Source organism: Micromonospora sp. NPDC048040, assembly GCF_055587185.1.
Genome location: NZ_JBVJGT010000019.1, coordinates 37,774 through 63,767, shown reverse-complemented (window position 1 = coordinate 63,767; position 25,994 = coordinate 37,774). Strand labels below are relative to the sequence as shown.

Below are 25,994 nucleotides of genomic sequence, written 5' to 3'. Positions count from 1 at the left end.
ATCAACTTAGCTGTCCCAGTCACCTGAGTCAAACGATGAGTTGTTGCGAGGTGTCGTTGCGTGATCGAATTGGCGTGCCACGCAGGGGGAGTCATGCCGATCACCGCCGACTACATCCGCATCGCCGACGAGATCGTCGCCGATATCAGAGCGAAGAAGCTCAAGCCGGGCGACAAGCTGCCGTCGATTACGCAGCTTGCTGCGACGCACAAGGTCAGCCCGTCCACCGTCAAGCAGGTCTACGTGCGGCTTGAAGCGCTGCGGGTGATCTGGCGGCACCAGGGCAAGGGCGTCTTCGTGAACGATCCCAAGCTCTGGATGCGGGAGCCGTAGGTAGCGGGCCGAGTCGGTCGAGGAGGTGCGCCTCCGCCTGCGTGGCGAGTACGACCACGCCTTCAAGGTCGGGCGTACCGCCACGTGGGCGGCCTGGCGGGACGAGCGGGTGACGCAGGTCGCCGTCGCCTGGGTGCTCGGTACCGCCTTCGTGCGCTTCTGCGAAGACAACGGCCTGCTGCCCCTACCTGGCGGGACCGGGGGACCGGTTGCTCCTAGCCGAAGAGGCCGAGGCGCAGTTCTTCCGCGATCAGCCCGACAAGACGCTGCGCGACTGGCTGCACCAGGGCTTCGACGCCATCGCCAGCACCCAGGCCGGTAAGTCACTCTTCGACAGCGGCACAATCCGCTCTACCAGATCCCGCTGTCTACGACGAGGCGAAGAACGCGATCGCCTTCTGGCGTCGACGCACGGAGCAGGGCGTTCACGAGATCGGTGATCGGTGCGACGTGCGGCGTTCTGAGCATGAGGGCGTCAGTGTGGTTGCCGGCTGCGGACGGTCGGATGACGGCGGGCGGAGGCGCTCACAAGGTTCGCAGATTGGTGCCAGAGCGACGGGTAGTCGACAGTATCGACGTACGCGCACATGTTGTGTCACACCCGGGCGGGAAGCTGATTGTCCCCTCTTGGAGGTGCCGCATGCCGTATGTGAGGTCGCACATCCGCCGTGACGGAGCCCGGGTCCGGGCGCACTATCGCAAGCGGCGCCGCGCGGGCAGTGGAGGATCTGCGCGACGGGGTCGATCCGCAAGCAGTTCGCGAAATGGCTGGGGCCTCGCCTTCTGGGCGGTGTCCGCTCTCATCGCGGTCGTCCTGGTCGTCGACTTCGTCCAGCGGCATCCGTACTGGTCGGCCTTCCTGGCCGTGGTCGTCGTCGCGGCCGCAGGCGCGCTGCTGTCGATCGGGGTGAAGCGGCGGGCACGCCAACGAGCCGAGCAGGCCGAGCGGGACAGGGCGATCGCGGTGACCGACCCGATGACGGGTCCCGAGTTCGAGCAGTGGTTCGCCCGGTTGCTCGGGGCGTCCGGGTTTCGGGACATCCGGGTCCGGGGTGGCTCCGGGGACCGGGGTGCCGATGTCACGGCGATCGCCCCGGACGACCGCCGCGTCGTCGTCCAGTGCAAGCGGCAGAGCACGAAGAACCGGGTCGGCAGCGCCGCCATCCAGCGGTTCGCCGGGACCTGTCGCGAGGTGCACGGAGGTGAACTGTGCATGATCGTCACAAACGGATTTTTTACCGCCGGCGACGGCGTGCAGCTCGCCCGACAGCTCAACATCGTCCTGGTCGACCGGCAGGTGTTGGAGCAGTGGGCCTGGACGCGTACGCCGCCCCGGAGCATCGTCGGCAGGTGAGCTGACCCGGTTTCGTAGCTCGACCCCTCCCGGTAGCGGCGCTGTCGTCGGTCTTGCCGGCGGATGGCAGGCTCGACGCCATGGGAGGCGTCGTCGCACAGTTGCCCGCACTTCTCGGCGTGCTGATCGGCACGATCGGCACGATCGTCGCCACCTCCATCGCCGACCGCACACGATGGAAGCGGAACCAGACCGTCCGCTGGGACGACCGTCGGGTGGACGCCTACGTCGAGTTCGCGCAGGTGCTGAAGGAGATCCACGCCATCGCCGTTCGGATGCTCGCCAATGCCCGCCCCAACTCCCGAGGGCACCGGATCGACCAGGAGGAAGGGCTGGCACGGTTGGCAGACGCCGACGTCCGGCACACGCTGGCCTGGGAGAGCGTCTTGCTGCTGGGGGACGCCGCGACGGTGTCGGCGGCACGTGGCTGGCGCGACGCCGTCTGGGCGATCGAGCGTGCCGCTCGTGGCCTGACCGGTCAGGACGACGTCGGCCATCTGTTGCACCGGGCAAACGAGGCGCGCGACCACTTCTACAGCGCCGCCCGTGGTGGCCTGGGCGTCGGCGGCGGCTCGGTCGCTCAGGCGATGCTGCTGTCAGGGCGACTCGCGCAAGCGCTACCGAACAGGATGTCGTCACAGACGACCGCCCGGCCCGCGCCAGCCGACCGGTCGGGGTAGGGCGGTGGTGCGTGTCGACCTGCTCGGGTCATGACGCGGTGGCTCTCACAGGTCCGGGCTTTCGGGCGCTGCCCCCGTCGGTCTTTCCGACCGTTCAGGCGTCTCTTGCCTCTGGCTCGGCGGGGACAGCAGGTCCACTGGGGTCAGCGGGTCGAAGACGGCGCCGTCGGGAAACCGGTCGCAGAGCAGGTCTTCGATCCACTCCGCGGCTGACTCCTGCAGGTCCAGCATGTGCTGTAGCGCGTCGGCGTGCTCCTCGTTCCCGGTCGCCGCTCCGCCAGCGGACGCGCCGTCGATGTGCTCTCTCAGTATCGACACCCATCGCCGGCTGAGCCGTTCGGCGTACTGCGCCCGCCTCAGGTGCTCGTCGTATCGGGACGCCAGGGCGATGTGGCGCTCCCAGTGGGGTTGGAGGGCCTGCTTGACCCGTTGGTCCAATCTCACCCAGGCGCCCGGCTGACAGGTGACGACCACGTCGCCCCGCTCGTAACGCCAGGGGGTCTGCTCGGCGAGCGCCCGCTGGAGCGCCACCTCCATGTCGCCGGCCCGGTGCGGTGAGAACTCGCGCGCCCGCTCCGCCGCGAGGCGGGTCAGTTGCTCGATCGCCTGGGGCATGAAGTACTGCGCGTACCAGTTCAGCGCCTCCGGCCGTAGGCCCTCCGATGACCAGGTGAAGGTCGCGCGGACGTGGAAACAGAACACGTAGCCCCGGGCTGGCACGGTGATCGGACCCGCCGGGTCGCGCTGTTCGGTGTGTCGGCCGGGTCGGGGCGGTGGAGGGTACGGCGCCGGGAAGGAATCCTCGTCCTGCAGGTAGGCGACCAGCCGCCGCCAGCGCAGCAGCAACGAGCGACCGGATTGGAGGCTCGCCTTCCCGGCCGTGACGAGGCCCCGGGTGGCCCGCCGTCGCCACCGGTGGAAGGACGTCGACTGCCGGTCGGAGGCGTCCGTCATGTCACCCTCCCCTCAGCACGGTTCGGTCCGCGTCAAGCCGATCCACCCGCGTTGCCGGACGCCGTGTGGTGGATTGCGGATTGACGAGGTGCCGTCGCGCGAGGGGTGCGCAGAACAGCTTCAACCCCATGACGTGTCGGTGGTCTGTGCCCTCACGCTAACCGGGAGGCGTCTCATTCGGGCGCAGCCGCGCCGAGGCGGAGAGCGGGGTGGCCGGGCCCGCCCGACCGACCGTAGCGGTCAGTTGGCCTGGGCGGGCTGGTCGAGGATGGCGCTGAAGCGCTCCTCGGCCAGGTCGAGCTGGTCGAGGATGTGCCGCTTCACCGGCGCCGACAGGGGAGTGTCCGGCCGGGTGACGAGGTCCCGGTAGACCGGCACCAGTGGCCGGTACTTCGCCGCCGACGAGGCCACCTTCGGCCCGACGGTGTGGATGACGCCCACCCCGTTGTCGGTGAAGTCGGAGATCTTGATGACCCGCGCCCACGGCTCCCGGGCCAGGCTGGCCGCCACGTGCTCGCGGTACTGCACGTGCTTGTCGCGCCCCGGGTCGTACGCCGGGTTGGTGACCGCGCCGACCAGGCGGGCCACGCGCGGGCCGAACCGCTCGGCCAGGACGGCCAGCGCGGCGGCGGTCGCGTCGTCGCCGGCCTGCTCACCGGCCAGCTCGTCGGGGTGGTCCTCCACCGCGTCGTGCAGCAGGCCGGCCACGATCACGTCGACGTCGCGGACCTGGTAGTGGTGCATCATCCGGATCGCCACCCGCAGCAGGTGGTTCAGGTAGGGCTCGCGTACCCGCCGGTCGTCGCGGTGCAGCTCGGCGGCCAGGTCGAGGGCCTCGGTGAGCCGCTCCCGGGCGGCCTCGTCGAACGCGCGCAGCTCCAGCCGGAACCGGGCCAACAGGCCGGGCTCGCCGTGGATCTCGGTGATCGCGTGCATCGGCATGGTGGCCAGGTAGGCGGGAAATTCCATGCGCCACTTATAGCCGATCTTCACCATGTCGCGGGCCCCTGCCGTCGGGTGCCCGACGCACCGCCCCGCGCACGAGGTCCGTCGCGCGGCTCAGGCCCGGCCGCCGCCAGAGCCCTCGGTGACGGCGCCGGTGACCCGGACCGCCTTGACGACGGCCGGGATCGAGCCGATCAGCAGCACCAGCCCCCAGGCGAGGGCGACGACGGCGAAGACCAGCGCCCCGAGGTCGTCGACGACGCTGACCAGGATCACCGGCACCAGGCGGTGCAGGAACTCCAGCACGACGGTGCACAGCAGCGTGGTGAGGGCGAGCAGCACCAGGCCCTTGTTCTGCAGAAACCGGGGTTGGGCCGCCACGAGCAGCCCGGCCCAGGCGAGCTTGAGCAGCAGCACCAGCCCGAGCAGGACCGAGGCGTCGCCGACCGGGAAGAACCCCCACAGGGCCAGGTAGGCCAGCGTGCCGAAGGGCGGGGCCAGGAACAGCGACACCATGACGGTCAGCTCGACGAAGGCGACCAGCAGCGCGACGAACGCCACGACGATCAGCACGATCGAGAAGACCAGCGTCGCGGCGCCCTGCACCCGGCCCTGGACCCGGTCCGGCAGCACCAGGCTCAGGCAGAACAGCCCGGTGCTCCAGACCGCGACCGCGTCGACCAGCGCCAGGTAGCCGGTGCCCCGGCCGGACGGCTCGCTGACCCCGGACACGTCGGCGACCCGCACGTCGAGCGCCCCGGCGCTGTCCCGCAGCGCCGCGCCGGCGTCCCCGCCGCCGACGAGCAGCCCGGCGCCGATCTCGACACCCAGCGCCAGGCCGACGGCGAGCATCGCCAGCAGCAGGAACGGCTTGCGCAGCTCACCCATGTCGGGCCTCCGATGGGTCAGGACGTGGTGACCGTGACGGCGCAGCCGCCGACGCGGGGGCAGTTCAGCAGCACGTCGGTGGCGCGGTCGACGGCGATCCGGGCGACCGCCCCGGTGCCGTCGGTCGCCGGGGTGACCTCGTCGCGGACGGTGAACTCGGCGTCCCCGGGTGCCGGGGCCTCGACCGTGAACGGGGCCGGGCTGCGCAGGACCAGCGTCCGCAGCCCGCCCGGGTCGGCCACGCGCAGCACGCAGGTGCCGGTGAAGACCAGCCGGCCGGCCTCGGCGCAGTCGGCCCGTACCGTCGCCGGGTCCACCGCGGCGCGCTCGCCGCCGAGCCGGCCGAGCCGCTCCACCAGCCCGGAGGGGGCGCCGGGGTCGCCGGTGTCGTCCCGGCCGGCGCCGACGGCGACCGCGAACAGCGCCGCGAGCAGCACGCCCAGTGCCGCGAGCAGCGCCTTCTGCCCGCCGCTCATCGGGCGTCGGACGGCGCGGGGACCTCGGTGAACCGGATCGCGTCCACGCCGGCGAAGTAGCGGTCCGTGCCCTGGGTCTTGCCGACGACGACGAGCGTGACCCGGTGCGGCCCCCGGGTCAGCGCTACCGTGCCGACGTCGACCCAGTCCGTCTTCCGCACCTCGGGGGTGAAGCCGAGGAAGGCACCGCCGACCTGGGCGCCGTCGATGGTGAAGACCGTGTTGGCGTAGTCGAACGAGGTGGTGCGGACGGCGGCGAACCGCCAGGTGCCGTCGGCGGGGATCTCCACCGTCACGCTCACCTGGTCGCCGATCGCGCGGCCCTGGAAGAACAGCTGGGCGTCCCCCGACCAGGTCACCCCGCAGCAGTTGGGCTGGACCTCCACCGCCACCGACGAGCCCATCGGCGGCCCCAGCACCGCACCGGCCACCAGGCTCTCCGCCTCGACGGTGACCACCCGCGGCTCGCCCGGCGCCGGTTCCCCGTCGCGGGCCAGCAGCCAGACCACCGCCGCGCCGACGACGAGGACCAGCGCCGCCGCGGCGGCGATCCACGGCCACGGCGTACGCCGGGGCGGGGCGACCGCCCGCACCTCGTAGGTGACCCGCCCGCTGGAGCGGGAACTCTCCTCCGGCGCGGTGTTCGCCGAGTACGCGAACCCGGTCATGTCGTAGCGCCGGGGCGCGGTGCCCGGCGGCACGGTCAGCCGGACCAGGAAGGAGACGGAGCCCTGCCCGGGCACCACCCGCTGCGGTTCGGTGACGGTGAACCAGGACCGCTGCGAGCCCTCGCCGGGCGCCACGTCGAAGACGACGGTGTCCGGGGCGGCGCCGGGGTTGGAGACGGTGAACGTCAGCTCGCCGGTGTTGCGGGTGTCCAGGGTGAACTGCTCGGCGGCGGCGACGACCGCCCACTCGGTGGTCATGGTGGCTCCTCTGCGACGACGATCTCGGCGGTGGTCGACGCGGGCTTCTCCGCCTCGACGATGCGGGTGATCACGGCGAGCTGCCCGGCCGCGGCCGGCGGCACGGTGACCACGACGTGGAACGGCCGGTCCCGGGGCTCGTCGATGGCGAAGCCGCCCGTCCCGGTGGCGACCTCCAGGGCCCTCCGCATGCCGTACGGGGTGCCGCGCCAGCGGGCCAGCAGCGCGCCGTGGGACACCAGGTCCCGCAGGCGGCCCAGCGGCAGCGGCGGCGGGGCGTCCGGCCGGGGCGAGGCGACCACGTGGTCCATCGCCACCCAGCGGGCCAGGTAGGCGACCATCCCGTCCGGGGCGCGGTACGGGTCGAACAGCGCGTCGACGTCGGCGAGCACCGCCTCGTCCGGGGCGTGCAGCGCCTCCATGACGTCCAGCAGCGCCCACAGCACGCTGCCCGGCACGCAGGCCCGCTGGTACGCCGCGGGCAGCAGCCGCTCAATCGCCGCGCGTCGCATCCTGCCGCACCACCTCGATGTCGTGCTCGCCGGAGCAGAGCAGCCACGTGTCGGGAACGGTCACCACGTCGGCGGTGGCCTGGTTGGCGCTGGCCGCCCAGTCGACCGCGTCGGTGCTGCGGTGCACCCCGCGCTCGCCGCCGGCCAGGATGAGCCGGTCCGGGCCGCCGGTCGCGGCGACGGCGTCCACCGGCACGAACCGGGTGCGGTCCCGCAGCGGCAGCCCGCAGTTGACCGACACCGGCGCCCACTGCGGCGCGGCGGCGAGGGTGTCCAGCCGCAGCACCCCGCCGCTCTGCGTCGCCGCGACCGCGAGCGGCCCGGAGAACGCGAGGTCCCGGCAGGTGCCGCCGATCCAGCCGGACTGCACCGCCTGCCACTGCACGTCGGACTCGAACAGCCGGGCCCGGCGGCAGCCCTGCCCGGGCTTCTTCGGGTCCGGCTCGCCCGCGCCGCTCCACAGCAGGGTGGCCGGGCCGTCGTACTGGACGGCGAGCACGCGGTTGTCGACGTTGGCCAGCCCGACGTGGGCGAAGCTGCCCGGGCGGCCGGCCTGGGTGGACAGGTAGACCCCGAACCCGGCCTGCGCGGCCACCGCCACGCCCGGCGCGCCCCGCTCGGAGACGAACGCGCGGACGGCGTAGAAGCCCCGGTCGGCGTCGCCGGGGTCGACCAGGATCTGCAACGGCACCGCGCCGGGCAGCAGGGAGACCTCGTACAGGCCGGTGTCGGTGGCGACCAGCAGCGCGCCCGCACCGTCCCGGTCGATCCAGGCCAGGTCGGACACCCGCGAGTCCAGGTCGGTCAGCATCGACCACGTCTCGCCGAGGTCGGTGCTCAGGTGCACCCGGGACCCGCCGTCGGCCCGGACGGTGGCGACCGCCACCGAGCCGGGCCGGGGCACGATGCCGGGGCGCACCGGGGCGGGGGCGGGCGTCACCCGCAGCACCGTCTCGCCGTCGGCGAACCGGCCGGCCGGCTCCCAGCCGGCGCCCGCGTTGGTGGAGCGGAACAGCACCGGCCCGCGCCCGGCGTACCAGGTCCGCGGCTGGTACTGGTCCACGGCGAGGGTACGCACCTGGGCGTCGGGCGCCTCGTTGACGACGAAGCGGACCGACTCGACGTAACGCACCCCCGGCTCGGCGTGCTCCAGCAGCCGGTACACGTTGGACGCGCGCAGCGGCTCGCCGAACGCCCAGCCGGCCGGGTTGAGCGGGGTCGGCAGCGGGCTGAGCGTGGAGTGCAGCCGGTCGTGGATGCGCCGTCGGACCGCCTCGACGTCCTCCTCCCGGCGCACCACCACCCGGGCGCGGACCGACACCGCCTTGTAGCGGGCCCAGGTCGCCCGGCAGGAGGTGCCCAGGGCGCGGCGGCGCTCCAGGTCCGCCTCGACCCGGGCCCGGGCCTGGTCCACCTCGTGCTCCCGCAGCACCGCCACCGGCAGCCGCCCACCCGGCCGGGCCGCCTCCGGCACGTACGGCACCAGCACCACCTCCACCTCGCCGGGCCGGGCGAAGCTGTAGACGGCGGCGCGGGTGAAGGCGCGCGCCCGGGCCACGGCCCCGGAGCCGGTGGCGAGCACCTCGAAGTCCCGCGCGGTGACCGCCCGCTGCTGGGCGAAGAACTCGTACGGGCCGCGCAGCAGCGCCGACTCCATGGACTCCATCTCCCGCCCGCCGGCCGCTGGCGCGGGGTTGTCGACGCGGACCCCGGGCAGCGGGTCGCGCAGGCTGGTCAGCGTGCCGACCGCCACGTTGCCCGCCGGCCCGCCGCCGGCCCGGTACCACAGCCGCACCTGCCGCCCGGCCGGCGGCACGGCGGCGACGGTCACCGGACCCGTCGCCGGGTCGGCGGGGTCGCGCACGTCCAGGGCGGGGGCGAAGGTGACCGTGCCGGAGCAGCGGTCGACGAGGTAGACCCTGTCCTGCGGGCCGAGCCCGGCGAAGCTGTCCACCGGCCGCCAGATCTCGAACGTGCGGCCCTCGTGCTCCCGCGCGGCGGCGCCCAGCTCCACCGTCCCGGCCGGCACCTCGACGCCGAGCAGCAGGTCCAGCGGCTCGGCGGTGCGCGCCAGCGGCGCCCGGGCGGCGCGCAGCACCTGACCGGGCTGGCCGGTGCCGACCCCGAGCAGTTCCGCCTCCACCGGCTCGCAGTGGTGCATCCGGACGGTGACCTCGCCCTGCCCGGCCGGCAGCAGCGCCGGCTCGGTGGTGACGAAGACGACCGGCCGGGGGTCGGCCCCGCGCGCGGCGGCCACCCGGATGCCGGCCGGGATCCGGACCGGCCCGCGGTCGCCGCCGGACCGGGTGAACCGGACGTCCGCCCAGGCCACCGTCGGGGCGTGCCGGGTCACCCCGAGCAGGTTCAGGAACGCCACGTACGCCTTCTCGGGCAACTGGTTGAGCCGGTAGATCATCACCTCGGTGAGGTGCGCGAACGCCTCCAGCAGCGCGATGCCCGGATCATGCGCGGACAGGTCCGTCCAGTCCGGGCAGGACTGCCGGATCCGCTCCCGGGCCTCGGTGACCAGGTCCAGGAAGGCACGGTCGTCCAGGTGCGGCACGGGCAGGGTCACGACGCTCCTCCCTCCGGTGGCACCCGGCCGTCGGCCGGGCGGTGACCGGCCTCCCGCTCCGGGTCGTCGGCGGGCAGCAGGTCGACGGAGAACACTAACTGCCCCGGCGCGAGGCTCGCCCGGATCCGGTAGTCGAGCCGGATCACCAGCCGCCACTCCTCGTCGGGGTCGGGGCCGGCGTCGACGTCGACGACCTCCACCCGGGGCTCCCACCGGGCGACAGCCGCCCGGACGTAGTGGATGGCCAGCCCGGCGGTGGTGTCGTCGTTCGGCGCGAAGACGAGGCGGTGCAGCCGGGAGCCGTACCCCGGACGCATCAGCCGCTCGCCCGGGGTCGTGGACAGCAGCAGGAACAACGCCTGGCGTACGGTCTCGTCACCCTCGGTCATGGCGAGGCCGCCGGCGGCGGTCAGCGCGAGCCCGCCGCCCCGCCCGGGCTCGAAGCCGGCGCCGACGAACCGGAAGGCCCTCACCGGTCCGCCCCCAGGAAGCCCTGCCGGGGGTCGCGTACCCGGTGGTGCACCAGACCGGGCGGGGTGCCGTCGGTGAACCCGTCGAGGTGGGACAGGACCACCCGCCGGCCGCCGACGCGCACCCAGTCGCTGTAGCCGACCCGCACCCGCAGGGTCCTCCCGCACGGCTTGATCGTCGGCCCGTAGTTCGGGCAGGCGGTGATCTCCCGGCCCTCCGGGTCGTCGTCCACCAGCACCGGCACGCCGGCGACGGTCACCCAGTCCTGCGAGGCCCGGTTGCCGACCCGCCCGTCGTGGTCGCACCTGATCACCGAGTCGCGATGGATCCAGCGCATCAGCCGCCTCCTTCGTGGTGGGCGCGGGCCAGCGTCCGGGCCCGCTGCGCGGCGGTCGCCGGATCCTCGGCCGCCTCCGCGTGCAGGAAGTCCACGCTGCGGGCGCGCACGACCATGGCCCGGCCGGGAGCGGAGAGCACCAGGTCGGTCGCGGCGTGCAGGGTGGCCAGTTCGGGGGTCAGCTCCAGCCAACTGCCGCCCTCGGTGGCCAGCCGCAGGCTCCGCGCGGCGTCGTCGACCACGATCGACTGGCCGCGCGCCGTCCGCAGCGACCAGCGCCGCGCCCGCCCGTCGTCGACCCCCGCGTCGTACGCGCCGGCGGCGCCGAACAGCGCGCCGAGCACGATCCCGGACGCCGGCTCGCCCCCGGGCAGCACCACCAGCACGGCGTCCTCGGGGTCGGGCAGCGCCACGAGGCCCTTGCCGGGGCCGGCACCCGGGCAGAGCACGGCCAGCCACCCGGCGTCGAGCCCCCCGTACGCGGGCAGCTCGACCCGGGCCCGGCCCAGCCCCTCGGGGTCGGCGACGTCGGTGACCCGGCCGAGGGTGACCACGGCCGGGGCGGGCGGCCCGGCCGGCGGGGCCGGGGGAGGGGCGGTGGAGAACCGGCTCAGCTGGCCGGCGGCGTCGACGGTGTGCACCACCTCGGTCAGCACGTACGTCCCCTCGACGGCGGCGGGCACGCCGGTGAGCGCGATCCGCCGGCCGGGCCGCAGCCCGGGGTCGACGTCGGCCACCCCCTCGGCGGTGACCAGGGCGGCGACCCGCGCGTCCAGCCGTGCCTGGGCGAGCGCGGCCAACTCGTCGTCGCCCCGCCCGGGCTGGTCCACGGCGGTCCGTACGCCGTCCGCGCCCACCTCGGCCGGGTCGGGGTCGGCGACGATCCGCCGGCCGCTGCGGGCCGTGCCCACCTGCTGGCTGATCGGCTCGGCCCGCTGCGGGTGCCAGCCCAGCGCGCTGCTCTCCCCGCCGGCCGTGTCGAGGTTGGTCGACAGCCGCAGCGAGTGCAGCCCCCGGCCCAGCTCCAGGCCGACCGGCTCGCCGTGGCCCTCCAGGGTCAGCAGACGCAGCCGGTCGCCGTCGGCGACCACGTGCAGGCCGGCCCGCCCGGTCACCTCCCGCAGCAGTTCCAGGTCGCTGTGCCGATGCTGCGACAGCCGCTCCAGCCGTGGGCCGTCGGCCTCGGCGTGCACGGTCAGCCCGACGTCCCCGCACAGCTCGCGGGCCAGGTCGGCGGCGGTCACCGCCTCGAACACCCGCAGCCGCTGCCGCCGGCGCAGCCGGTGCAGCGCGTCGTACGCCCGCACCCGCAGCAGCGCCGCGCCGTCGGCCGCGTACTCGACCTCGACGCAGGTGACCTCGCCGGCGAAGAGGGCGTCGGGATGACCGTCCAGGCGTAGCTCCAGGCTCGCCCCGGTGCGCACCGGTGGGGTGAGCGCGGCGGAGCCGGGCGCGGTGGTCAGCGCCACCTCGCACTGCGTCGGCTGGTCGAGCCGGGCCGCCACCCGGGCCGACACCAGCCGGCGGGCCGCCCCGTCCGGCAGCGGAGCCCCGTCGAGCAGCACGGCGAGCGCGCGCGGGGCGGTCACGGCGCACCCGCCGGGTGGGCGGCCGGGGCCGGCTGCGGCGGCACCGCCAGCGGCGTACCGGGTGGCACGGTGAGCGGGTCGGTGATCCGGTTGTGCTCGGCCAGCAGCCGCCACCGCAGCGGCGAGCCGAGCGCGTCGTGGGCGAGCAGGTCGAAGCGTACGCCCGAGTGGTCTGGCCCGGTCGCGCCGTCGCCGGCGGCCACCACGGCGCTGCCCGGCGCGGCGGTCGGGGTGCTCGCCGCGGCGAGTTCCTCCGCGAAGCCCTCCCGCGCCCGGTCGGCGTCCTCCGCGACCCGGACCAGCTTCAGCCGCAGCCAGGACCGGCGCGGCGAGCCGGTGGCGGTGAACGCGTCGAAGCGCTCGGCCACCGCGACGACGACGCCCGGCACGTTCCAGGTCTTGCCCCAGACCAGCCGTACCAGCGGCGGCCGGAGCCAGCCGTGCTCGGTGGCGGAGTTCTCGGCGAGCATCCACAGCGGGCGGGTGAGCGCCCGTACGTCGGTCGGTCGGACCTGACCCTCGGCGAAGTCCACGTCGAACAGCAGGTCCAGCACCAGCTCGGTGCGGCCCCCGCCGGTGAAGACCAGCGGGTCGTCGGCGAGCCCGGCCCCGGTGAGCTGCCCGCCCGCCGCGCCCCGGTGGCGCACCCCGGCCAGCCGGGTCACCTGCACCGTCTCCGGGTTGAGCAGGCAGTCCACCCGCTCGCCGGTGGCGTCGATGAGGAAGGCGACCCGTTCCATCAGCCACCCGCCTGTTCCCGGTCCAGCCGGCGGACGCGCTCGTCGTCGAGGGCGGGCGCGGGCACCGTCCACAGCAGCCGGTCGTCCGGCAGCGTCGGCCACGGCCCGTCGACCCGCTCCGACCCGCCGGCGCGCGCTGGTCCCGCACCGTCGGCGTCGGGCAGTGCCGGCCAGGGCGCGGTCCCGTCCGGCCGCTGGTGCGGACGCCCGGGCGCGGGTCCTGGCCGGTCGGCGCCCGGGCATCCCGTCCCGCCGCACGCCCCCGCTCCTGTTCCCGCCCCCGTTCGTGCTTCCGCTGCCGCTCCTGCTTTCGCTGCCGCTCCTGCTTTCGCTGCCGCTCCTGCTTCCGTCCCCGCTCCGGCCGCGCCGGGCCCGGCCGGTGGGTCCGCCCACGCCCCGCCCAGACCGCCCGGCCACGTCAACCCCGCCCCGGTCGCGCCGCCGGACGCCGCGGATCCTGGTACGTGACGGCTCCTCCAGCGCCCGTTCCGTACCAGGATCTCGGGCGACAGCTCGTCCGCGTCGCCTGACTGGGCGGTGCGGGGGTGGGACGGAGCGGCGGGTGCGGCCGTCGTGCGGTCAGGCGCGTCCGATCGCGGGTAGCCGGGCGGTGCCGTGTCCGTGGCGTTCGGCAGGGGCCGGCTCCCTGAGGTTTCCGCCGCGCGGACCGGTGTCACGCCCGCCGCGCCCGACGTCGTCCCCCGGTCGGGTGCCGCGCCCGTCGGGCCGTGGGCGTCCCGGTCGCCGGCCGACCACGGGCCCGTGCTGCCGACGGCGGGGCTGGTGGCGGCGGGGCTGGCGGCGGCCGGTGTGCCGGGGCGCGTCACCGCCCCGGGCGGGGGAACCGCCGGTCGGAGCACGGGCCGGTCGGCCACCGCCGACGGTCGGCCGACCGGTCCACCCCCTGGTCCACCTGCCCGGCCGCCGACTGCCGACGGGTCTCCCGGCCAGCCCTGCCCGCTCGACGGGACGCCTCGGCCCGGCCAGGGGTCTCCGCTCGACCGTCGGCCGCCGCTTCGCCGACTGCCCTCTGCCGGCCGGGCGTCCTCGTCCCGGCGGCCCGACGTCGACGGGTACGAGCGGGCAACGGTAGCCCGCGTCGAGCCCCACCCGGGTCCGGCGGCGGGCGGTCGTGGACCGGCCGTCCAGGGCGGCCCGTCGCCCGGCGGATCGTCAGCGGGGCGAGTCGCGCGGTGGCCCGCGCCGGCCGGGTGGCTCGCGCCGGGGTCGGCGTCAACGGGCCGGCTCGCGCCGGGGGCGGCGTCAACGGGGCGGCTCGGGCCGTGGTCCGGCCCAACGGTGCGGCTCGCGCCGTGGTCCGGCCCAACGGGGTGACTCGCGCCGTGGTCGGCGTCGACGGGCGGCAGGGGAGCGGGACCGGTCGGGCCGGGGTCCAGGTCGAGGTCGCGCAGCAGGCCGGGGGCGTGCGCGGACACCACCCGCAGCCAGTGCTCCGGGGGCTGGCCGGGTCGGCGTGCCGGCGCCGCCGTCCCCGTCGCCACGGCCGGCGACCGGCCGGGCGGGTACCGGTCATCGGGCGGGGGCGGCGGGCCGGATGCGGCCGGTCCGGCGGAGTCGACCAGCCGGGCCAGTTCGTCGACCGCCGTGGCCGTCGCGCGCAGCCGGGCGGCCAGCCAGCTACGCGGTGGTCGGCGCGGCGGCACCGCCGGTCTCCAGTTCGAGGCTCTCGTACCGCAGGGTGAGCGCCGCGATCGCCAGCTCCTGGCCGAGGGTGTTCAGGTGGGTGCCACGCCACCTCGTCGGCCAGGCGTTGATCAGGTTCCAGCGCAGCACCTCCGCCGTGCCGGCCGCGTCCAGCAGCACGATCGAGACGTTGCGCCGGCTCACCGTGCCCCGGGCCACCGCGTACGTCCAGTCCCACAGCTCCCGGGAGGCGGTGAGCCCGAAGTGCAGGGTCACCGGCGCGTACTCCACCTGGCCGGGGACCATCCGGATGCGGTCGTTGCCCTGTTCCCGGTACGGCACGCCGGGGATGGTCATCTCCAGACCGCTGACCTCGGTGAAGTGGCCGTTGGTCACGCCGTTGACGAGGAGCTTGAAGTTGTAGGCCCGGTACGGGTCGACCGGGGCGCCCGGCTGCGGGGTGGCGGTGGTCGGCATGTCAGCCTCCGATCGTCTCGGTCTCGGCGCCGCCGGCCCACTGGCTCAGCTTGAACACCACGAACTCCGCCGGCTTGACCACCGCGATGCCGATGTGGGCGACGACCATGCCCGCGTCGCGGACGTCCGCCGGGTTGGTCTCCTCGTCGCACTTGACGAAGAACGCCTCCTCGGGCGTACGCCCCAGCAGCGCGCCGTCGCGCCAGACCCGGGTGAGGAAGGCGCCGATGTCGCGGCGGATGGACCGCCAGAGGGTGAAGTCGTTCGGCTCGAAGACCATCCACCGGGTGCCGTTGGCGATCGCCTGCTCGATGGCGATGCAGAGCCGGCGGACGTTGAGGTAGCGCCATTCGCTGGCCTCGGCGGCGAGGGTGCGGGCGCCCCAGACCCGGATGCCCTCGCCCGGGAAGTAGCGGATCACGTTGACGCCCTTGGGGTTGAGCACGTCGTGCTCGGGCCGGGTGACCAGGTGGGCGAGGTCGACGGCGCCGCGTACGGGCTCGTTGGCCGGCGCCTTGTGGACCCCGCGCAGGGCGTCCGTGCGGGCCCAGATGCCGGCCATGTGCCCGCTCGGCGGGGTGAGCACCAGCTCGCCGTTGAGCGGGTCGCGTACCCGCAGCCAGGGATGGTAGAGCGCGCCGAAGTCGGACTGCCGGGGCCGGCACGCCGTCGGCGCCTCGTCCCCCGACGCGGACCCGCCGGAGCCGGACCCCGGGCCGCCGGAGCCCGCCGAGCCGGACCCACCGGATCCGCCGGAGTCCTCGGCCGGCTTGGGCGGCTTGCCGGTGGACGGTGTCGCCACCCTGGTCAGCGCCGAGATGTCCGTGACGTCCGGGGGCGGGTCGCAGATCGCCACCATCGTGCGCGTCCGCTCCGCCATGCTGAGCAGCGCCTCGTGTGAGACCGGGTCGTGGAAGCCGGGCGCGGCCAGGATGGAGACCTCGTCGACGGCCTCCAGCAGTTGCAGGCCGCCGCGCCGCTTCCCGGTGCCGGTGATCTCGCCGTCCGCGCCGACGTTGACGACCCAGCAGCGGCTGCCGCCGTTGTCGAGGAAGCCGAAGACGGCCCGGGCCAGTGGGGTGCTCTCCAGGCGGTCCCCGTTGGCGTAGAGCCGCAGGAACTCGGTCCAGTTGTTGACCGCGACGGCTCTGCCGAGCTGCGCGGCGGGGTCCGGGGCGACCCCGACGAAGGCGGCCGTGCTGGTGCTGGCCGGTCCGATCGGGCGGGCGCCGCCGGGGACCTCCTCAACGTAGATGCCGGGCGAGAAGTAGGTGGGCATCGGTCCTCCCGGTGCGGTTCGCGGCCGGCGGCGCGGGACGTCCGCCGGAACGGGGTCAGCGGGGCGGGGGTGCGCAGACGATGACGATGTCGGGCTCGGTCGGGTCGACCTCGGCGGTGAGGACCCGCCCCCGGCCGGTGAGCCGCAGCCGTACCGGACCGGGCTGGTCGGGGTCGTGCGGCACCCCGACGACGCGGAACCGGCCGGCGGGGTCGGTCGTGGTGGCGCACGCCGTGCCGACGACCTCGATCCGCACGGCCGCGAGGGGCTGCTGCTCGGGCCCGACCACCCGGCCGTCGAAGGCCAGCATCTCGAGCTGCCGCAGCCGCAGCGGCCGCAGCACCGGCGGCGCCGGCGGCGTCGGGTGGGTGACCTGGGCCGGCACGTCGATGAGCAGGGCCGGGCGGGGTCCGGTGCCGAACGCCGCCCAGAGCCGCGGGTCGCCGGCCTCCAGCACGACGGCGCGCTCCCCGCCGGCGGTCGCGGCGGCGAGCACCCGGTCCAACCCGGGCAGCGCCGCCGGCCCGCCGGCGCAGAGCAGGTAGCGGACGGTGAAGCGGTACGGCTCGCGGCCGCCGCTGCCCCGGGTCTGCCGGGCCGGGCGCAGCTCCATCGGCCAGAGCGTGAGCCGGGCGGGGTCGTCGTCGGGGCGCGGCGGACCGACCGGGACGGGTTCCCCCGCCGCCCCGGCCAGCCAGGCGGCCAGTTCGGCGGTGGCCGTCTCGATCGGGCCGCGCCCCGGCGTGGTCATCGCGGCGGCGTCCCCTGGACGCGGTACGCGATGGCCTCGTTCCACACGTGCGGGTAGACGCCGATCTCGAAGTACCGGGTGAACCGGTTGATGGGTGCGTTGGTGTGGTCGTGGTAGAGCAGCCAGACCGGGGCGATGGTGAACAGCACGTAGTTGGCGAGCACCAGCGGGATGTAGAGCGGGCCGAGGATGCGCGCCTGGAGGATGTGCACGTCCTCGTGCCGCTGGATGCCCGGCCCGGAGCCGGCGCAGACCGTGCCGATGGTGGTGGCGTACCGGGGGGAGACGCCCTCGACCACGTTGACCCGGCAGCTGTGCTGCGAGGTGGGCCGGTCCAGCGAGTGCCCGACGAGCACGTGCCCGGCCAGGTAGACCGCGCCGACGACGGTGTTGAGCAGGCTCCAGGTGTGGTCGACGACGAACAGGAGGACGCCCTTCGGGTCCGGGCCGTAGACCCGGGCCGAGGCGACCGCCCAGCCGAAGATCCCGCCGACGAGCAGGCCGGCGACCGCGCCGATCAGCAGCCCGACGGTGCCGCCGGCCAGTTGGCCGAGGACCGCGCCGGTGACCACGTGTGCGACGGTGCTGAGGATTCCGTAGATCATGACGGCTCACCTCATACCCACGAGCGGAGGATGCGGGGCTCGCGTCCCTGCGCGAGCTGGGTCGGCGACGCCTGGGTCGCCTGCCGGTTGCCGGGCGGGAGCTGGTTGATGCCCAGCGCGGCGGAGAAGATGACCAGCCCGTTGAAGAACGCGATGATCCACTTCTCGGCGCCGGCGTCCGTGGCGAACGCCGCGGTGAGGTAGGACAGCGCGAGCGCGATGCCCAGCGCGATCCACTTGCGGGCCTTGTCGCCGCTCGGGCCGATCAGCCCGCCGATGACGTTGGTGGCGAGCAGCGTCGCGGCGCTCGCGCCGGTGAGGCTGCCCAGGGCGGCCCAGGTGAAGAGATCGTTCATCGCCGATCTCCCTTCGGTTGTGCGGTGGTGCGACCGGGGTGTGGTGGTGGTGAGGCCGGCGGCTCCGGGGAGTCTCCGACGGGCCCGGTCCGCCGCCGGCGGGCGGCGGGCGGGAAGGGGTGGGGGCCTCAGGCGGGCCCCGGTGGGCCGGCCGCCGTCGGGTCACCGGGCGACTGGCCCGGCGCGGCCGTCGGGCCGGTCGTCTGGCCCGGCGCGGCCGTCGGGCCGGTCGCCTGGGTCGGCACGACCGGGCCGCCGGCCGCCGGCGCCGGCCGGCGCGTACGCCGCAGCAGCAGGACGACCACGACGGCGGCGAGCAGCAGGAGCGCTGCCGCGCCGGCGACCAGCAGCCAGGGGAACGCGCCGCCGCCGTCGTCGCCCGCCGCAGGGGAGGCCGACGGCCTCGGCGGGGCCTCCGCGACCGCCCGCAGTTCGGTCGGCTTCTCCTGGTTGCTGCCGACCTTCCAACTGACCGACCGGCCGTTGACCGTGCCGTTGGTGTCGAGGACCCGGCCGGGGAAGGTCACCGATATCTCGAACGACATCAACCGCATGAACGCCTGCTGATTCTGCGGATTCTGTTCCGCCACCTTCCCGCCGTATTTCTTCGGGTCGAGGGGAAGGGTGAAGCGGTAGAGATCGTCCTCCCGGACGAGCCGCACGCTCTCGCTGTTGAAATCGCGCAGCGGGGTGTTCCGATAGGTGATCTGGGAACCGAAGAGCTTGGCGTCCTCGTAGCGGGTCTCCTCGCCCGACGGCAGGGCGGGAATGTTCTTCCGCAGCTCGGCGAAGCCGGCCTCGACGGTGCGGTTGCCCGAGGTCAGCACGCTCTTCTGGGCGGTCAGCAGGAGTTGGCCGTCGACCGTGTCGTCGGCGTTGACGGTCAGTCCGAGATTCAGTTGCATGCAGCCGGTCAGCGCGGCCGCCAGAACGAGACACGCCGCGCCGCGGAGTGTCCTGCCGCGGATGAGTCCCGTATTCATGGGCATAGTGTGTGTGATCCAGATCACTACCATCAGTCAGCGATCAGTCACAACGAAGTCGCCGATCTTACCGGCCCGCTGTCCCCTTCGGCTGAGGTCGGAAATCGCCGAAATCGATATCCTGAAGGTTTGGCCCAGGCTGCCGTTTCTGCCGGTCAGGAGGTGGCGAGGCGGTGGTCGCGCGGGGTGACCCCGCGGACCCGGCGGAACGCCGTGCTCAGCGCGAACGGGCTGCCGTAGCCGACCTTGCGGGCGACCGCGCCCAGGGTGGCGTCCGGCTCGCGGAGCAGGTCGGCGGCGAGCGCCAGCCGCCACCCGGTCAGGAACGTCATCGGCGGCTCGCCGACCAGCTCCGTGAACCGGCGGGCCAGCGCCGCCCGGGAGACGCCCACCTCGGCCGCGAGGGAGGCGACCGTCCACGGCCGGGCCGGGTCGTTCTGGAGCAGCCGCAGCGCCGGGCCGACCACCGGATCGGCCGCGGCGACGTACCAGGCGGGCGCGGCCCCGGGCCGGGCGAACCAGGTGCGCAGCGCGGCGATCAGCACCAGGTCGAGCAGCCGGTCGAGGACCGCCTCCTGGCCTGGCGCGTCCCGGGTGACCTCCTCGGCGAGCAGGGGCACCAGCGGGCTGTGCCACTCCTCGCCCCCGACCACGAGCAGCGGCGGCAGGGCGGTGAGCAGCCGCCGGCTCAGCTCCCCGGGAAGCTGGTAGGTGCCGGTCAGCAGCACGGTCGCGCCGTCCGAGCCCGTGCCCCAGGTGCGTACGCCCAGCGACATCGTCTCGGCCAGCGGCTCCCCGCGCAGCGTGGTGCACCGCTGCCCGGGATGGATGACCACCTGCGGCGGGGTGGCCGGGTCGTCCGCCACGAGATAGCCGTCGGGCCCACGCAGCACCGCCACGTCGCCCGGCCCCAGCGCGGCGGGTGCGCCGTCGTCGGGCACCACCCAGGCCGCGCCGCGGACCAGGGCGACCACGGTCAGCGGGGCGCGGTCCTCGATGCGCAGCGCGAACGGGGGATCCAGCAGCGACCGGAGCAGGAAGGCGCCCCGGGCCCGCGGCCCGTCGAGCAGCCCGGTGAGCGGATCCATGCGGCCGAGCGTAGGCGAACGCTCGTGCCGGCTGACCGCCCGGCAAGGGTTTCCCCGGTCGATCTCTCCGGGTGTGGTCGGGGTCGGTCCCCGATGTCGCGCGGCGCAGCCGCAAGGATGATCGTCACCGTGAAGCGTCGTGATCTTCTTGTGCTCGCCGGTCTGGCCGCCCTGAGCGGATGTGGAAGCCCCGGTTCGGGGTCGAAGGGAAACTCCGGCACCCTGAGTTTCGCCAACCGGTTGAGGGTGCCGCCGTTGCTGGAACCGACCACGGCGAAGGACGGGACGAAGCAGTTCTCGTTGCGGATGCAGCAGGGGCAGGCCGAGCTGCTGCCCGGCAAGCGGACCACGACGTGGGGATTCAACGGCGCACTCCTCGGCCCGACAGTACGGGCGAAGCGGGGCGACCGCGTCGCGATGCGCGTGCACAACCAGCTCGGCGAAACGAGCACCGTGCACTGGCACGGCATGCGGCTGCCCGCCGTGATGGACGGCGGCCCCCACCAGATGATCGAGCCGGGCCGCACCTGGGCTCCGCATTGGACCATCGACCAGCCGGCCGCCACATCCTGGTACCACCCGCACCTGCACGGCAGCACCGCCAAGCACGTCTACCGCGGCCTGGCCGGCCTCTTTCTCGTCGACGACTCTGAGACGGCCGCACTGGGACTACCCTCGACCTACGGCGTCGACGACGTTCCGCTCATCCTCCAGGACAAGATCCTCGACCCGGGCGGCGCGCTGCTGGAGGACCCCAAGCCGACGTGGGGCTTCATCGGCGACCAGATCCTGGTCAACGGGGTCTACGACCCCTTCTTCGAGGTCACCACCACGTTGCTGCGGCTGCGCATCCTCAACGGCTCCAACGCCCGGATGTACAACGTCGAGTTCGCCGACCGGCGTCGCTTCCAGGTGATCGGCACCGACGCCGGGCTGCTGGCGGCGCCGGTGACGGTCGACCGCGTGCAGGTGAGCCCGGGCGAGCGGCTGGAGATCGTGGTCGAGTTCGCCCCGCGGGACCAGGTCGTGCTGCGCAGCGTCACCGGCGACCACGGCATCGACGAAGGAGACTACGACCTGCTGAAGTTCCTCGCGGCGGACACGCTCGCGCCGCGGCCGGCGGTGCCGCAGCGGCTGGCCATCACGCCGCCTGTCGAGGTGCCCGCCGGCGCCCGGGAGCGCAGGTTCCGGCTCAGCGGCAGCGACGAGATCAACGGGCGGGAGATGGACATGGCCCGCATCGACGAGGTCGTGCCCGCGGGGGCACGGGAGATCTGGCACGTCGAAAACACCGTGTACGCGCACAACTTCCACATCCACGAGGTGGCGTTCCGGATCCTGGACACCGACGGGAAGCAGCCGCCGGCGTACCTGCAGGGCCCGAAGGACACGGTGTTCGTCCCCGGCAAGTCGACGGTGCGGCTCGCTGTCCACTTCGGTCACTTCACCGATCCGAAGACGCCCTACATGTACCACTGCCACATCCTCCGGCACGAGGACGAGGGCATGATGGGCCAGTTCGTGATCGTGAAGCCCGGGACCGAGGCGTCAGTGGCCCGCACACTGCCGATTCAGCACGGCCATCACGGCCATCACGGCTGAGCCGCCGCTGTCGGCGGGAGGGGCGGCTCACTCGGTGATCGTCAGCCAGTCGGCGGCGCGGTGGCGGATGTCGCCGGGCACCTCGTGCGGGCCCGCGAACTCGTCGTAGGTCACGTCGTAGCCGAGCGAACGCAGCCGGGGCACCAGGCGGCGACTGCACACGTCGACCGGCAGGACCGGGTCGTCGGCGCCGTGCGAGACGTAGACGCGGGGGCGGCCGTGGGTGACCAGCGGCGCGGCGAAGCCGGGGGAGAAGGCCACCACCGCGTCGACCAGGTCGCCGTTGGTCAGGCCCAGCGAGAGGGCGTACGAGGCGCCGTCGGAGAACCCGCCGAACGCCACCTGCCCGACGGGGTAACCGGCGAAGGCCGTGGCCAGCAGCCCGTCGATCCGTCGGACGTCCACCCCGAAGCCCTCCACGATCAGGTCCCAGCTGCTCGACGCCGCCTGCGGGGCCACCAGCAGCAGTTGGTGCGCGTCGGCGACCGGCAGCAGCAGGTCCAGGCCCTGCCGGGCCGAGCCGCCGGCCCCGTGCAGCAGCAGCACCAGCCGGTACGGGCGGCCGTCGACCGGCTCCGGGGCGTACACCATCGCCAGCGGACCGCCGTCGGCGTCGGTCAGCGTCACCATGCCGGTGGCCGCCCGGGTGACGGGTGGCGCCGGACGCGCGGTGAGCCGGCCGTGCCGTGGGTTCTCCTCCGGCTGCCGGTGCGGCGCGGCGGGTTCGGCCACGGGATCACCGCTCCTCGTCCTCGGCGGGGGTGGGCGCCAGCGGTTACCCCGCTGCCCCGGGGTTAACCCTGCCGGGCCGCCTCCGGCGCGGTCAGCGGCCCTGCCGGGCCGGCTCACCCGCTGACCCGGCGGACCAGCCGGGACGGGAACACCGTCGCCGGCGGCACCGGCCGTCCGGCCAGCACGGCGGTCGCCGCCGCCGTGGCGATCCGCCCCACCGGGTGCGTCGCCGTGGTCAGCGCGGGGGTGGTCATCGCGGCGAGCGGGATGTCGTCGAAGCCGGTGACGGCGATGTCCCCGGGCACCTGGACGCCGTCGCCGCGCAGCCCGTCGATCACCCCGAGCGCGGTGGCGTCGCTGATCCCGACGATCGCGTCCGTGTCCGGCCAGCGCGCCAGCACCTCCCGGGCCGCCGCCCGGCCCCGGCCCGCGCTGAAGTCCCCCGGCACCAGCCGCACCGGCAGGCCCGCGTCGCGCACCACCCGGCGGTAGGCGCCCACCGACCGGCCGGCGCAGGACAGCCAGCGGGGGCCGGTCACCATCGCGATGCGGCGGCGGCCGGTGGCGTACAGGTGCCGCACCACGGCCTCCGTGCCGCCGCCGTTGTCCACGTCGAAGGCGGGTACGAGGGCGGAACCGATGCCGATCGAGGCCACCCGGCCGCGCAGCGCCGCCGGGACCGCCCGGAGCACCGCCTCGGTGGTGTTGACCAGGATGATCCCGCCGACGCTGCGGTCCTCGGCCAGCCGGCGCAGCCCGGCCGGCTCCCGCCTCGGGAGCCAGTGCAGCGCGACCCCGAGCCCGTACGGCGCGCAGACCCGGGCGGCCGCGCCGACCACCCGGTCGACGTACGGGTCGTCGAGGACGGTCGGGGCGACGCCGCACACCGCGACCACCAGCCGCACACCGGTGCCCCGGACCAGCGCGCGGGCGGCCAGGTTCGGTGCGTACCCGAGCCGGTCGGCGGCGGCGGTGACCCGGTCGCGGGCGGTGGGCGAGGCGTAGCCGGTGCCGGCGATCACCCGCGAGGCGGTGGCCCGGGAGACGCCCGCCGCCCGGGCGACGTCGTCGAGTGTGGGCGGTCGGCCAGCCGTCGTCATACCTGTCCTCCCCGTGGTCGCCGTCCCGGCGCGGACGGTCGACGCGCATCATCTCCCTCGCGCGTCGGCGACGGTAAGGGGTGGCAGGCGATTGTCCTGGCAGCGCTCTCAGGTGTGGGATCGTGCGGCAGACCGCCCGAGGCGAGAGGACGCCACCGTGAGCCGCACCACCGCCCCGCCCGCCGCGCCGACCCCGGCCGTACCCCGGGCGGTGCTGGCCGCCCGCACCGGCGTGGCGGTCGTGTTCGCGCTCAACGGCTTGGCCGTCGCCACCTGGTTCTCCCGGGTGCCCGCCGTCCGGGACGCGCTGGGGCTCAGCGCGGGCCGGCTCGGGCTGCTCCTGCTCGCCATGTCCGTCGGCGCGCTGCTCGCGATGCCCACCGCCGGCCTGGTGGCCCAGCGGCTCGGGGCGGCCCGCACGGTGGCCCTCGGCTGCCTGCTCGTCGCGGCCGGCCTGACCGTGGCCGGGGTCGCCGCCCCGGCCGGTTCCCTGGTCGGGGTCGCGGTCGGGTTGTGCGCTCTCGGCTACGGCTCCGGCATCTGCGACGTCGCCATGAACGTCGAGGGTGCGGCGGTCGAGCGGCGGCTCGGACGCACGATCATGCCGCGCTTCCACGCCGCGTGGAGCCTCGGCTCCGTGGCCGGCGCCGGGCTCGGCGCGGGGGCGGCCCGCCTCGGCCTGCCGGTCGCGGCGCACCTCGCCGCGCTGGCGGCGGTGGTGCTCTGCGGCACGCTGCTGGCCGTCCGGTCGTTCCTGCCGGCGGCCGAGAGCGGCACCGCCTCCGCGTCGGCGGCCCCGGCCGAGCGCCGCCGCGACCTGCTCGCCGCCTGGCGGGAGCCGCGCACGCTGCTCATCGGCCTGCTGGTGCTGGTGTCGGCGTTCGCCGAGGGCAGCGCCAACGACTGGCTCGCCGTCGCCTTCATCGACGGACACGGCCTCAGCGAGGCGGCCGGGGCGGCCGTGTTCGGGGTCTTCGTCGTCGGCATGACCCTGGGCCGCACGGCGGGCACCGTCGCGCTGGACCGGTGGGGCCGGGTGCCCGTCCTGTCCGGCACGATCCTGCTCGCCACCGTCGGCGCGGGCGTGGCGGTGCTCGCCGGCTCCGGGCCGGTGGCGGTTGCCGGCGTCGCGCTCTGGGGGATCGGCGCGTCGCTCGGCTTCCCGGTCGGGATGAGCGCGGCGGCCGACGACGAGCGGCGGGCGCCGGCCCGGGTCAGCGTGGTCGCCGTGATCGGCTACACGGCGTTCCTCGCCGGCCCGCCGCTGCTCGGCCTGCTCGGCGACCGGGTCGGCACGCTGCCCGCCCTGCTCGTGGTGCCGGTGCTGCTGCTGCCCACCCTCGCCCTGGTGCCGGCCACCCGCCCGCCGGCCCGCTGACGCGGCACCTCCGCAGGGCACTCACACCCGGCTCGCAGCCGCGTCCCAGGAAACGGTGCTGCACTGGGAGGACGCCGAGGAGAGGAGCGGGGGATGGGCTGGTTCAGTCGACGGCCGCGCGGCACCGACGCGGCCCCCACGAAGCTCGACCGCGAGGCCACCCGCGAGGACCTGGCCGCGCTGGAGGCGTTCGTCACCAGCCGCCGGGGCGTGGAGTTCTACCTGGAGCCGGAGACCACGGCGACCGACACCACCGTGGTGGCGATCGCCCACGACGGCGAGTGGATCCGCCGCCGCACCGGCTCGCCGCGCGCCGCCGGGTCGATCGCCCGCAAGCACGCGGTGCCGCTGTACGAGGCCGCCCGCACCGGCTACCCGGAGCGGATGCGGGCCTGGAACCGGGCCCACCCGGAGCGCCGCGTCCGCTGAGCGTGGCGCCGCCGCGGCGTCACCGGGCGGCGGCGACCGCCGCGCGTGCCTCGTCCAGCGTCATCGGCGGCTGGTGGCTCGCGACGTACCAGTGGACGTCGTCGGCCAGCAGCCGGCGTACCAGGGCGAGGTCGGGCTGGTCCTCGGGGGTGCGCAGGTGCGCCGGCGGCGGATAGAAGCAGTCGCCGAGCAGCAGCACGCCCGAGTCCGGCACCGCCACCACCGTCGAGTCCGGCGCGTGGGCGCCCCCGACGTGCCGCACCCGTACGCCGACCGGCAGCTCCAACTCGTCGGTGAAGGTCCGGGTCGGCGGCAGCACCGCGAAGCCGTCCCACGAGTCGACCGCCAGCGCCCGGGCCCGGAAACTCGGGCCGAGCCGCGGGTTCGCCCGCACCTGCTCCCGCAGGTACCGGTGGCTCCACGGCCGGGCCGCCTCCTCGCGCAGCAGCCGTTCGCCGGCGACGTGGCCGACGATCTCCACGTCGGGCCAGGCGCAGGCGCCCCACACGTGGTCCCAGTGGTGGTGCGTGTAGACCAGCCAGCGGGGCGGGGGCAACCCGGCGGCGGCCAGCGCGGACCGGATCTCCCGGGCGTGCGCGGGGCTCTGCCCCGCGTCGACCAGCACGCTGCCCCGCTCGTCGGCGACCAGCGCGACGCCGGCCTGCACGCTGGCCGGATCCGGGTCCCCGGGGCAGATCCAGACACGCCCGGCGAGGTGCTGAAACGCCATGTCGATGATGACGTGCTCCTCTCCGTCGATGGTGGACATCCGCCCGCCGCCGTAGATCGT

The 25,994-nt window shown here is 74.9% G+C and carries 27 protein-coding genes; 6 read left to right on the top strand and 21 right to left on the bottom strand.

Going from position 1 to position 25,994, the window contains the following annotated elements; all coding sequences use genetic code 11:
* Window positions 1-93: 93 nt before the first annotated feature.
* The 3 genes from ACZ6O2_RS19625 to ACZ6O2_RS19615 all read left to right on the top strand — a co-directional run bounded on the left by ACZ6O2_RS19625 (window position 94) and on the right by ACZ6O2_RS19615 (window position 2,367).
* Window positions 94-333: a winged helix-turn-helix domain-containing protein gene (locus ACZ6O2_RS19625; protein WP_357097455.1), complete on the top strand. Its 240-nt coding sequence runs from the start codon at window positions 94-96 to the stop codon at window positions 331-333.
* Between the two features lie 790 nt (window positions 334-1,123).
* Window positions 1,124-1,687 carry a restriction endonuclease gene (locus tag ACZ6O2_RS19620; protein WP_466023811.1) on the top strand — a complete coding sequence of 188 codons (564 nt, stop codon included), beginning with the start codon at window positions 1,124-1,126 and terminating at the stop codon, window positions 1,685-1,687.
* An 80-nt stretch (window positions 1,688-1,767) separates the two neighbouring features.
* Window positions 1,768-2,367, top strand: a complete 600-nt coding sequence (locus tag ACZ6O2_RS19615) for a hypothetical protein (protein ID WP_466023810.1) — start codon at window positions 1,768-1,770, stop codon at window positions 2,365-2,367.
* Window positions 2,368-2,412: 45 nt separating this feature from the next.
* On the opposite strand, the gene ACZ6O2_RS19610 is transcribed toward ACZ6O2_RS19615, so the two are convergent.
* The 18 genes from ACZ6O2_RS19610 to ACZ6O2_RS19525 all read right to left on the bottom strand — a co-directional run bounded on the left by ACZ6O2_RS19610 (window position 2,413) and on the right by ACZ6O2_RS19525 (window position 19,963).
* Window positions 2,413-3,321: a hypothetical protein gene (locus ACZ6O2_RS19610; protein ID WP_466023809.1), complete on the bottom strand. Its 909-nt coding sequence runs from the start codon at window positions 3,319-3,321 to the stop codon at window positions 2,413-2,415.
* Window positions 3,322-3,561: 240 nt separating this feature from the next.
* A complete protein-coding gene (locus ACZ6O2_RS19605) occupies window positions 3,562-4,290 on the bottom strand; it encodes an HD domain-containing protein (RefSeq protein WP_350707360.1) in 729 nt (242 codons plus the stop codon).
* A gap of 90 nt (window positions 4,291-4,380) precedes the next feature.
* Complete coding sequence (locus ACZ6O2_RS19600; RefSeq protein WP_350707362.1) at window positions 4,381-5,154, bottom strand: hypothetical protein; 774 nt, start codon at window positions 5,152-5,154, stop codon at window positions 4,381-4,383.
* A gap of 17 nt (window positions 5,155-5,171) precedes the next feature.
* Entirely contained in the window at window positions 5,172-5,630 is a 459-nt protein-coding gene (locus ACZ6O2_RS19595) for a hypothetical protein (RefSeq protein ID WP_466023808.1), read from the bottom strand.
* Window positions 5,627-6,556 carry a carbohydrate-binding protein gene (locus tag ACZ6O2_RS19590; RefSeq protein WP_466023807.1) on the bottom strand — a complete coding sequence of 310 codons (930 nt, stop codon included), beginning with the start codon at window positions 6,554-6,556 and terminating at the stop codon, window positions 5,627-5,629. Before ACZ6O2_RS19590 ends, ACZ6O2_RS19595 begins: the two co-directional genes overlap by 4 nt.
* A complete protein-coding gene (locus ACZ6O2_RS19585; RefSeq protein ID WP_357460080.1) occupies window positions 6,553-7,068 on the bottom strand; it encodes a phage tail protein in 516 nt (171 codons plus the stop codon). Before ACZ6O2_RS19585 ends, ACZ6O2_RS19590 begins: the two co-directional genes overlap by 4 nt.
* Window positions 7,049-9,643: a putative baseplate assembly protein gene (locus ACZ6O2_RS19580; protein WP_466023806.1), complete on the bottom strand. Its 2,595-nt coding sequence runs from the start codon at window positions 9,641-9,643 to the stop codon at window positions 7,049-7,051. Before ACZ6O2_RS19580 ends, ACZ6O2_RS19585 begins: the two co-directional genes overlap by 20 nt.
* Entirely contained in the window at window positions 9,640-10,116 is a 477-nt protein-coding gene (locus ACZ6O2_RS19575; RefSeq protein WP_466023805.1) for a GPW/gp25 family protein, read from the bottom strand. Before ACZ6O2_RS19575 ends, ACZ6O2_RS19580 begins: the two co-directional genes overlap by 4 nt.
* Window positions 10,113-10,451: a hypothetical protein gene (locus tag ACZ6O2_RS19570; protein ID WP_350707374.1), complete on the bottom strand. Its 339-nt coding sequence runs from the start codon at window positions 10,449-10,451 to the stop codon at window positions 10,113-10,115. Before ACZ6O2_RS19570 ends, ACZ6O2_RS19575 begins: the two co-directional genes overlap by 4 nt.
* Window positions 10,451-12,040, bottom strand: coding sequence for a contractile injection system protein, VgrG/Pvc8 family (locus tag ACZ6O2_RS19565; RefSeq protein WP_466023804.1), 1,590 nt, complete (start codon window positions 12,038-12,040; stop codon window positions 10,451-10,453). Before ACZ6O2_RS19565 ends, ACZ6O2_RS19570 begins: the two co-directional genes overlap by 1 nt.
* A complete protein-coding gene (locus tag ACZ6O2_RS19560) occupies window positions 12,037-12,780 on the bottom strand; it encodes a CIS tube protein (protein ID WP_350707378.1) in 744 nt (247 codons plus the stop codon). Before ACZ6O2_RS19560 ends, ACZ6O2_RS19565 begins: the two co-directional genes overlap by 4 nt.
* Window positions 12,781-14,418: 1,638 nt before the next feature.
* Window positions 14,419-14,901: a phage tail protein gene (locus ACZ6O2_RS19555; RefSeq protein WP_466023803.1), complete on the bottom strand. Its 483-nt coding sequence runs from the start codon at window positions 14,899-14,901 to the stop codon at window positions 14,419-14,421.
* Window position 14,902: 1 nt separating this feature from the next.
* Window positions 14,903-16,180, bottom strand: coding sequence for a phage tail sheath family protein (locus ACZ6O2_RS19550; protein ID WP_466023802.1), 1,278 nt, complete (start codon window positions 16,178-16,180; stop codon window positions 14,903-14,905).
* A 55-nt stretch (window positions 16,181-16,235) separates the two neighbouring features.
* Window positions 16,236-16,931 carry a carboxypeptidase-like regulatory domain-containing protein gene (locus ACZ6O2_RS19545; RefSeq protein ID WP_466023801.1) on the bottom strand — a complete coding sequence of 232 codons (696 nt, stop codon included), beginning with the start codon at window positions 16,929-16,931 and terminating at the stop codon, window positions 16,236-16,238.
* Window positions 16,928-17,536, bottom strand: coding sequence for a glycine zipper family protein (locus ACZ6O2_RS19540; RefSeq protein ID WP_466023800.1), 609 nt, complete (start codon window positions 17,534-17,536; stop codon window positions 16,928-16,930). The genes ACZ6O2_RS19545 and ACZ6O2_RS19540 overlap by 4 nt, the downstream gene beginning before the upstream one ends.
* Before the next feature lie 11 nt (window positions 17,537-17,547).
* Window positions 17,548-17,892: a hypothetical protein gene (locus tag ACZ6O2_RS19535; protein ID WP_350681930.1), complete on the bottom strand. Its 345-nt coding sequence runs from the start codon at window positions 17,890-17,892 to the stop codon at window positions 17,548-17,550.
* Between the two features lie 128 nt (window positions 17,893-18,020).
* Complete coding sequence (locus ACZ6O2_RS19530; protein WP_466023799.1) at window positions 18,021-18,875, bottom strand: LppM family (lipo)protein; 855 nt, start codon at window positions 18,873-18,875, stop codon at window positions 18,021-18,023.
* Window positions 18,876-19,030: 155 nt separating this feature from the next.
* Window positions 19,031-19,963 carry an AraC family transcriptional regulator gene (locus ACZ6O2_RS19525; RefSeq protein WP_466023798.1) on the bottom strand — a complete coding sequence of 311 codons (933 nt, stop codon included), beginning with the start codon at window positions 19,961-19,963 and terminating at the stop codon, window positions 19,031-19,033.
* Window positions 19,964-20,218: 255 nt separating this feature from the next.
* Between ACZ6O2_RS19525 and ACZ6O2_RS19520 the strand changes: the two genes are divergently transcribed.
* Window positions 20,219-21,565, top strand: coding sequence for a multicopper oxidase family protein (locus tag ACZ6O2_RS19520; RefSeq protein WP_466023797.1), 1,347 nt, complete (start codon window positions 20,219-20,221; stop codon window positions 21,563-21,565).
* A 27-nt stretch (window positions 21,566-21,592) separates the two neighbouring features.
* Here the strand turns inward: ACZ6O2_RS19520 and ACZ6O2_RS19515 are convergent, their stop codons facing one another.
* Both ACZ6O2_RS19515 and ACZ6O2_RS19510 read right to left on the bottom strand, forming a co-directional pair.
* Window positions 21,593-22,297 carry an alpha/beta hydrolase gene (locus ACZ6O2_RS19515; protein ID WP_466023796.1) on the bottom strand — a complete coding sequence of 235 codons (705 nt, stop codon included), beginning with the start codon at window positions 22,295-22,297 and terminating at the stop codon, window positions 21,593-21,595.
* A 113-nt stretch (window positions 22,298-22,410) separates the two neighbouring features.
* Window positions 22,411-23,397 (bottom strand): LacI family DNA-binding transcriptional regulator, encoded by a 987-nt coding sequence (locus tag ACZ6O2_RS19510; protein WP_466023795.1) that lies wholly within the window; start codon window positions 23,395-23,397, stop codon window positions 22,411-22,413.
* A gap of 157 nt (window positions 23,398-23,554) precedes the next feature.
* Between ACZ6O2_RS19510 and ACZ6O2_RS19505 the strand changes: the two genes are divergently transcribed.
* Both ACZ6O2_RS19505 and ACZ6O2_RS19500 read left to right on the top strand, forming a co-directional pair.
* Entirely contained in the window at window positions 23,555-24,775 is a 1,221-nt protein-coding gene (locus tag ACZ6O2_RS19505; protein ID WP_350707396.1) for an MFS transporter, read from the top strand.
* Window positions 24,776-24,868: 93 nt separating this feature from the next.
* Complete coding sequence (locus tag ACZ6O2_RS19500; protein ID WP_350707398.1) at window positions 24,869-25,204, top strand: hypothetical protein; 336 nt, start codon at window positions 24,869-24,871, stop codon at window positions 25,202-25,204.
* 19 nt (window positions 25,205-25,223) lie between these two features.
* On the opposite strand, the gene ACZ6O2_RS19495 is transcribed toward ACZ6O2_RS19500, so the two are convergent.
* Window positions 25,224-25,973: an MBL fold metallo-hydrolase gene (locus tag ACZ6O2_RS19495; RefSeq protein ID WP_466023794.1), complete on the bottom strand. Its 750-nt coding sequence runs from the start codon at window positions 25,971-25,973 to the stop codon at window positions 25,224-25,226.
* Between the last annotated feature and the right edge of the window lie 21 nt (window positions 25,974-25,994).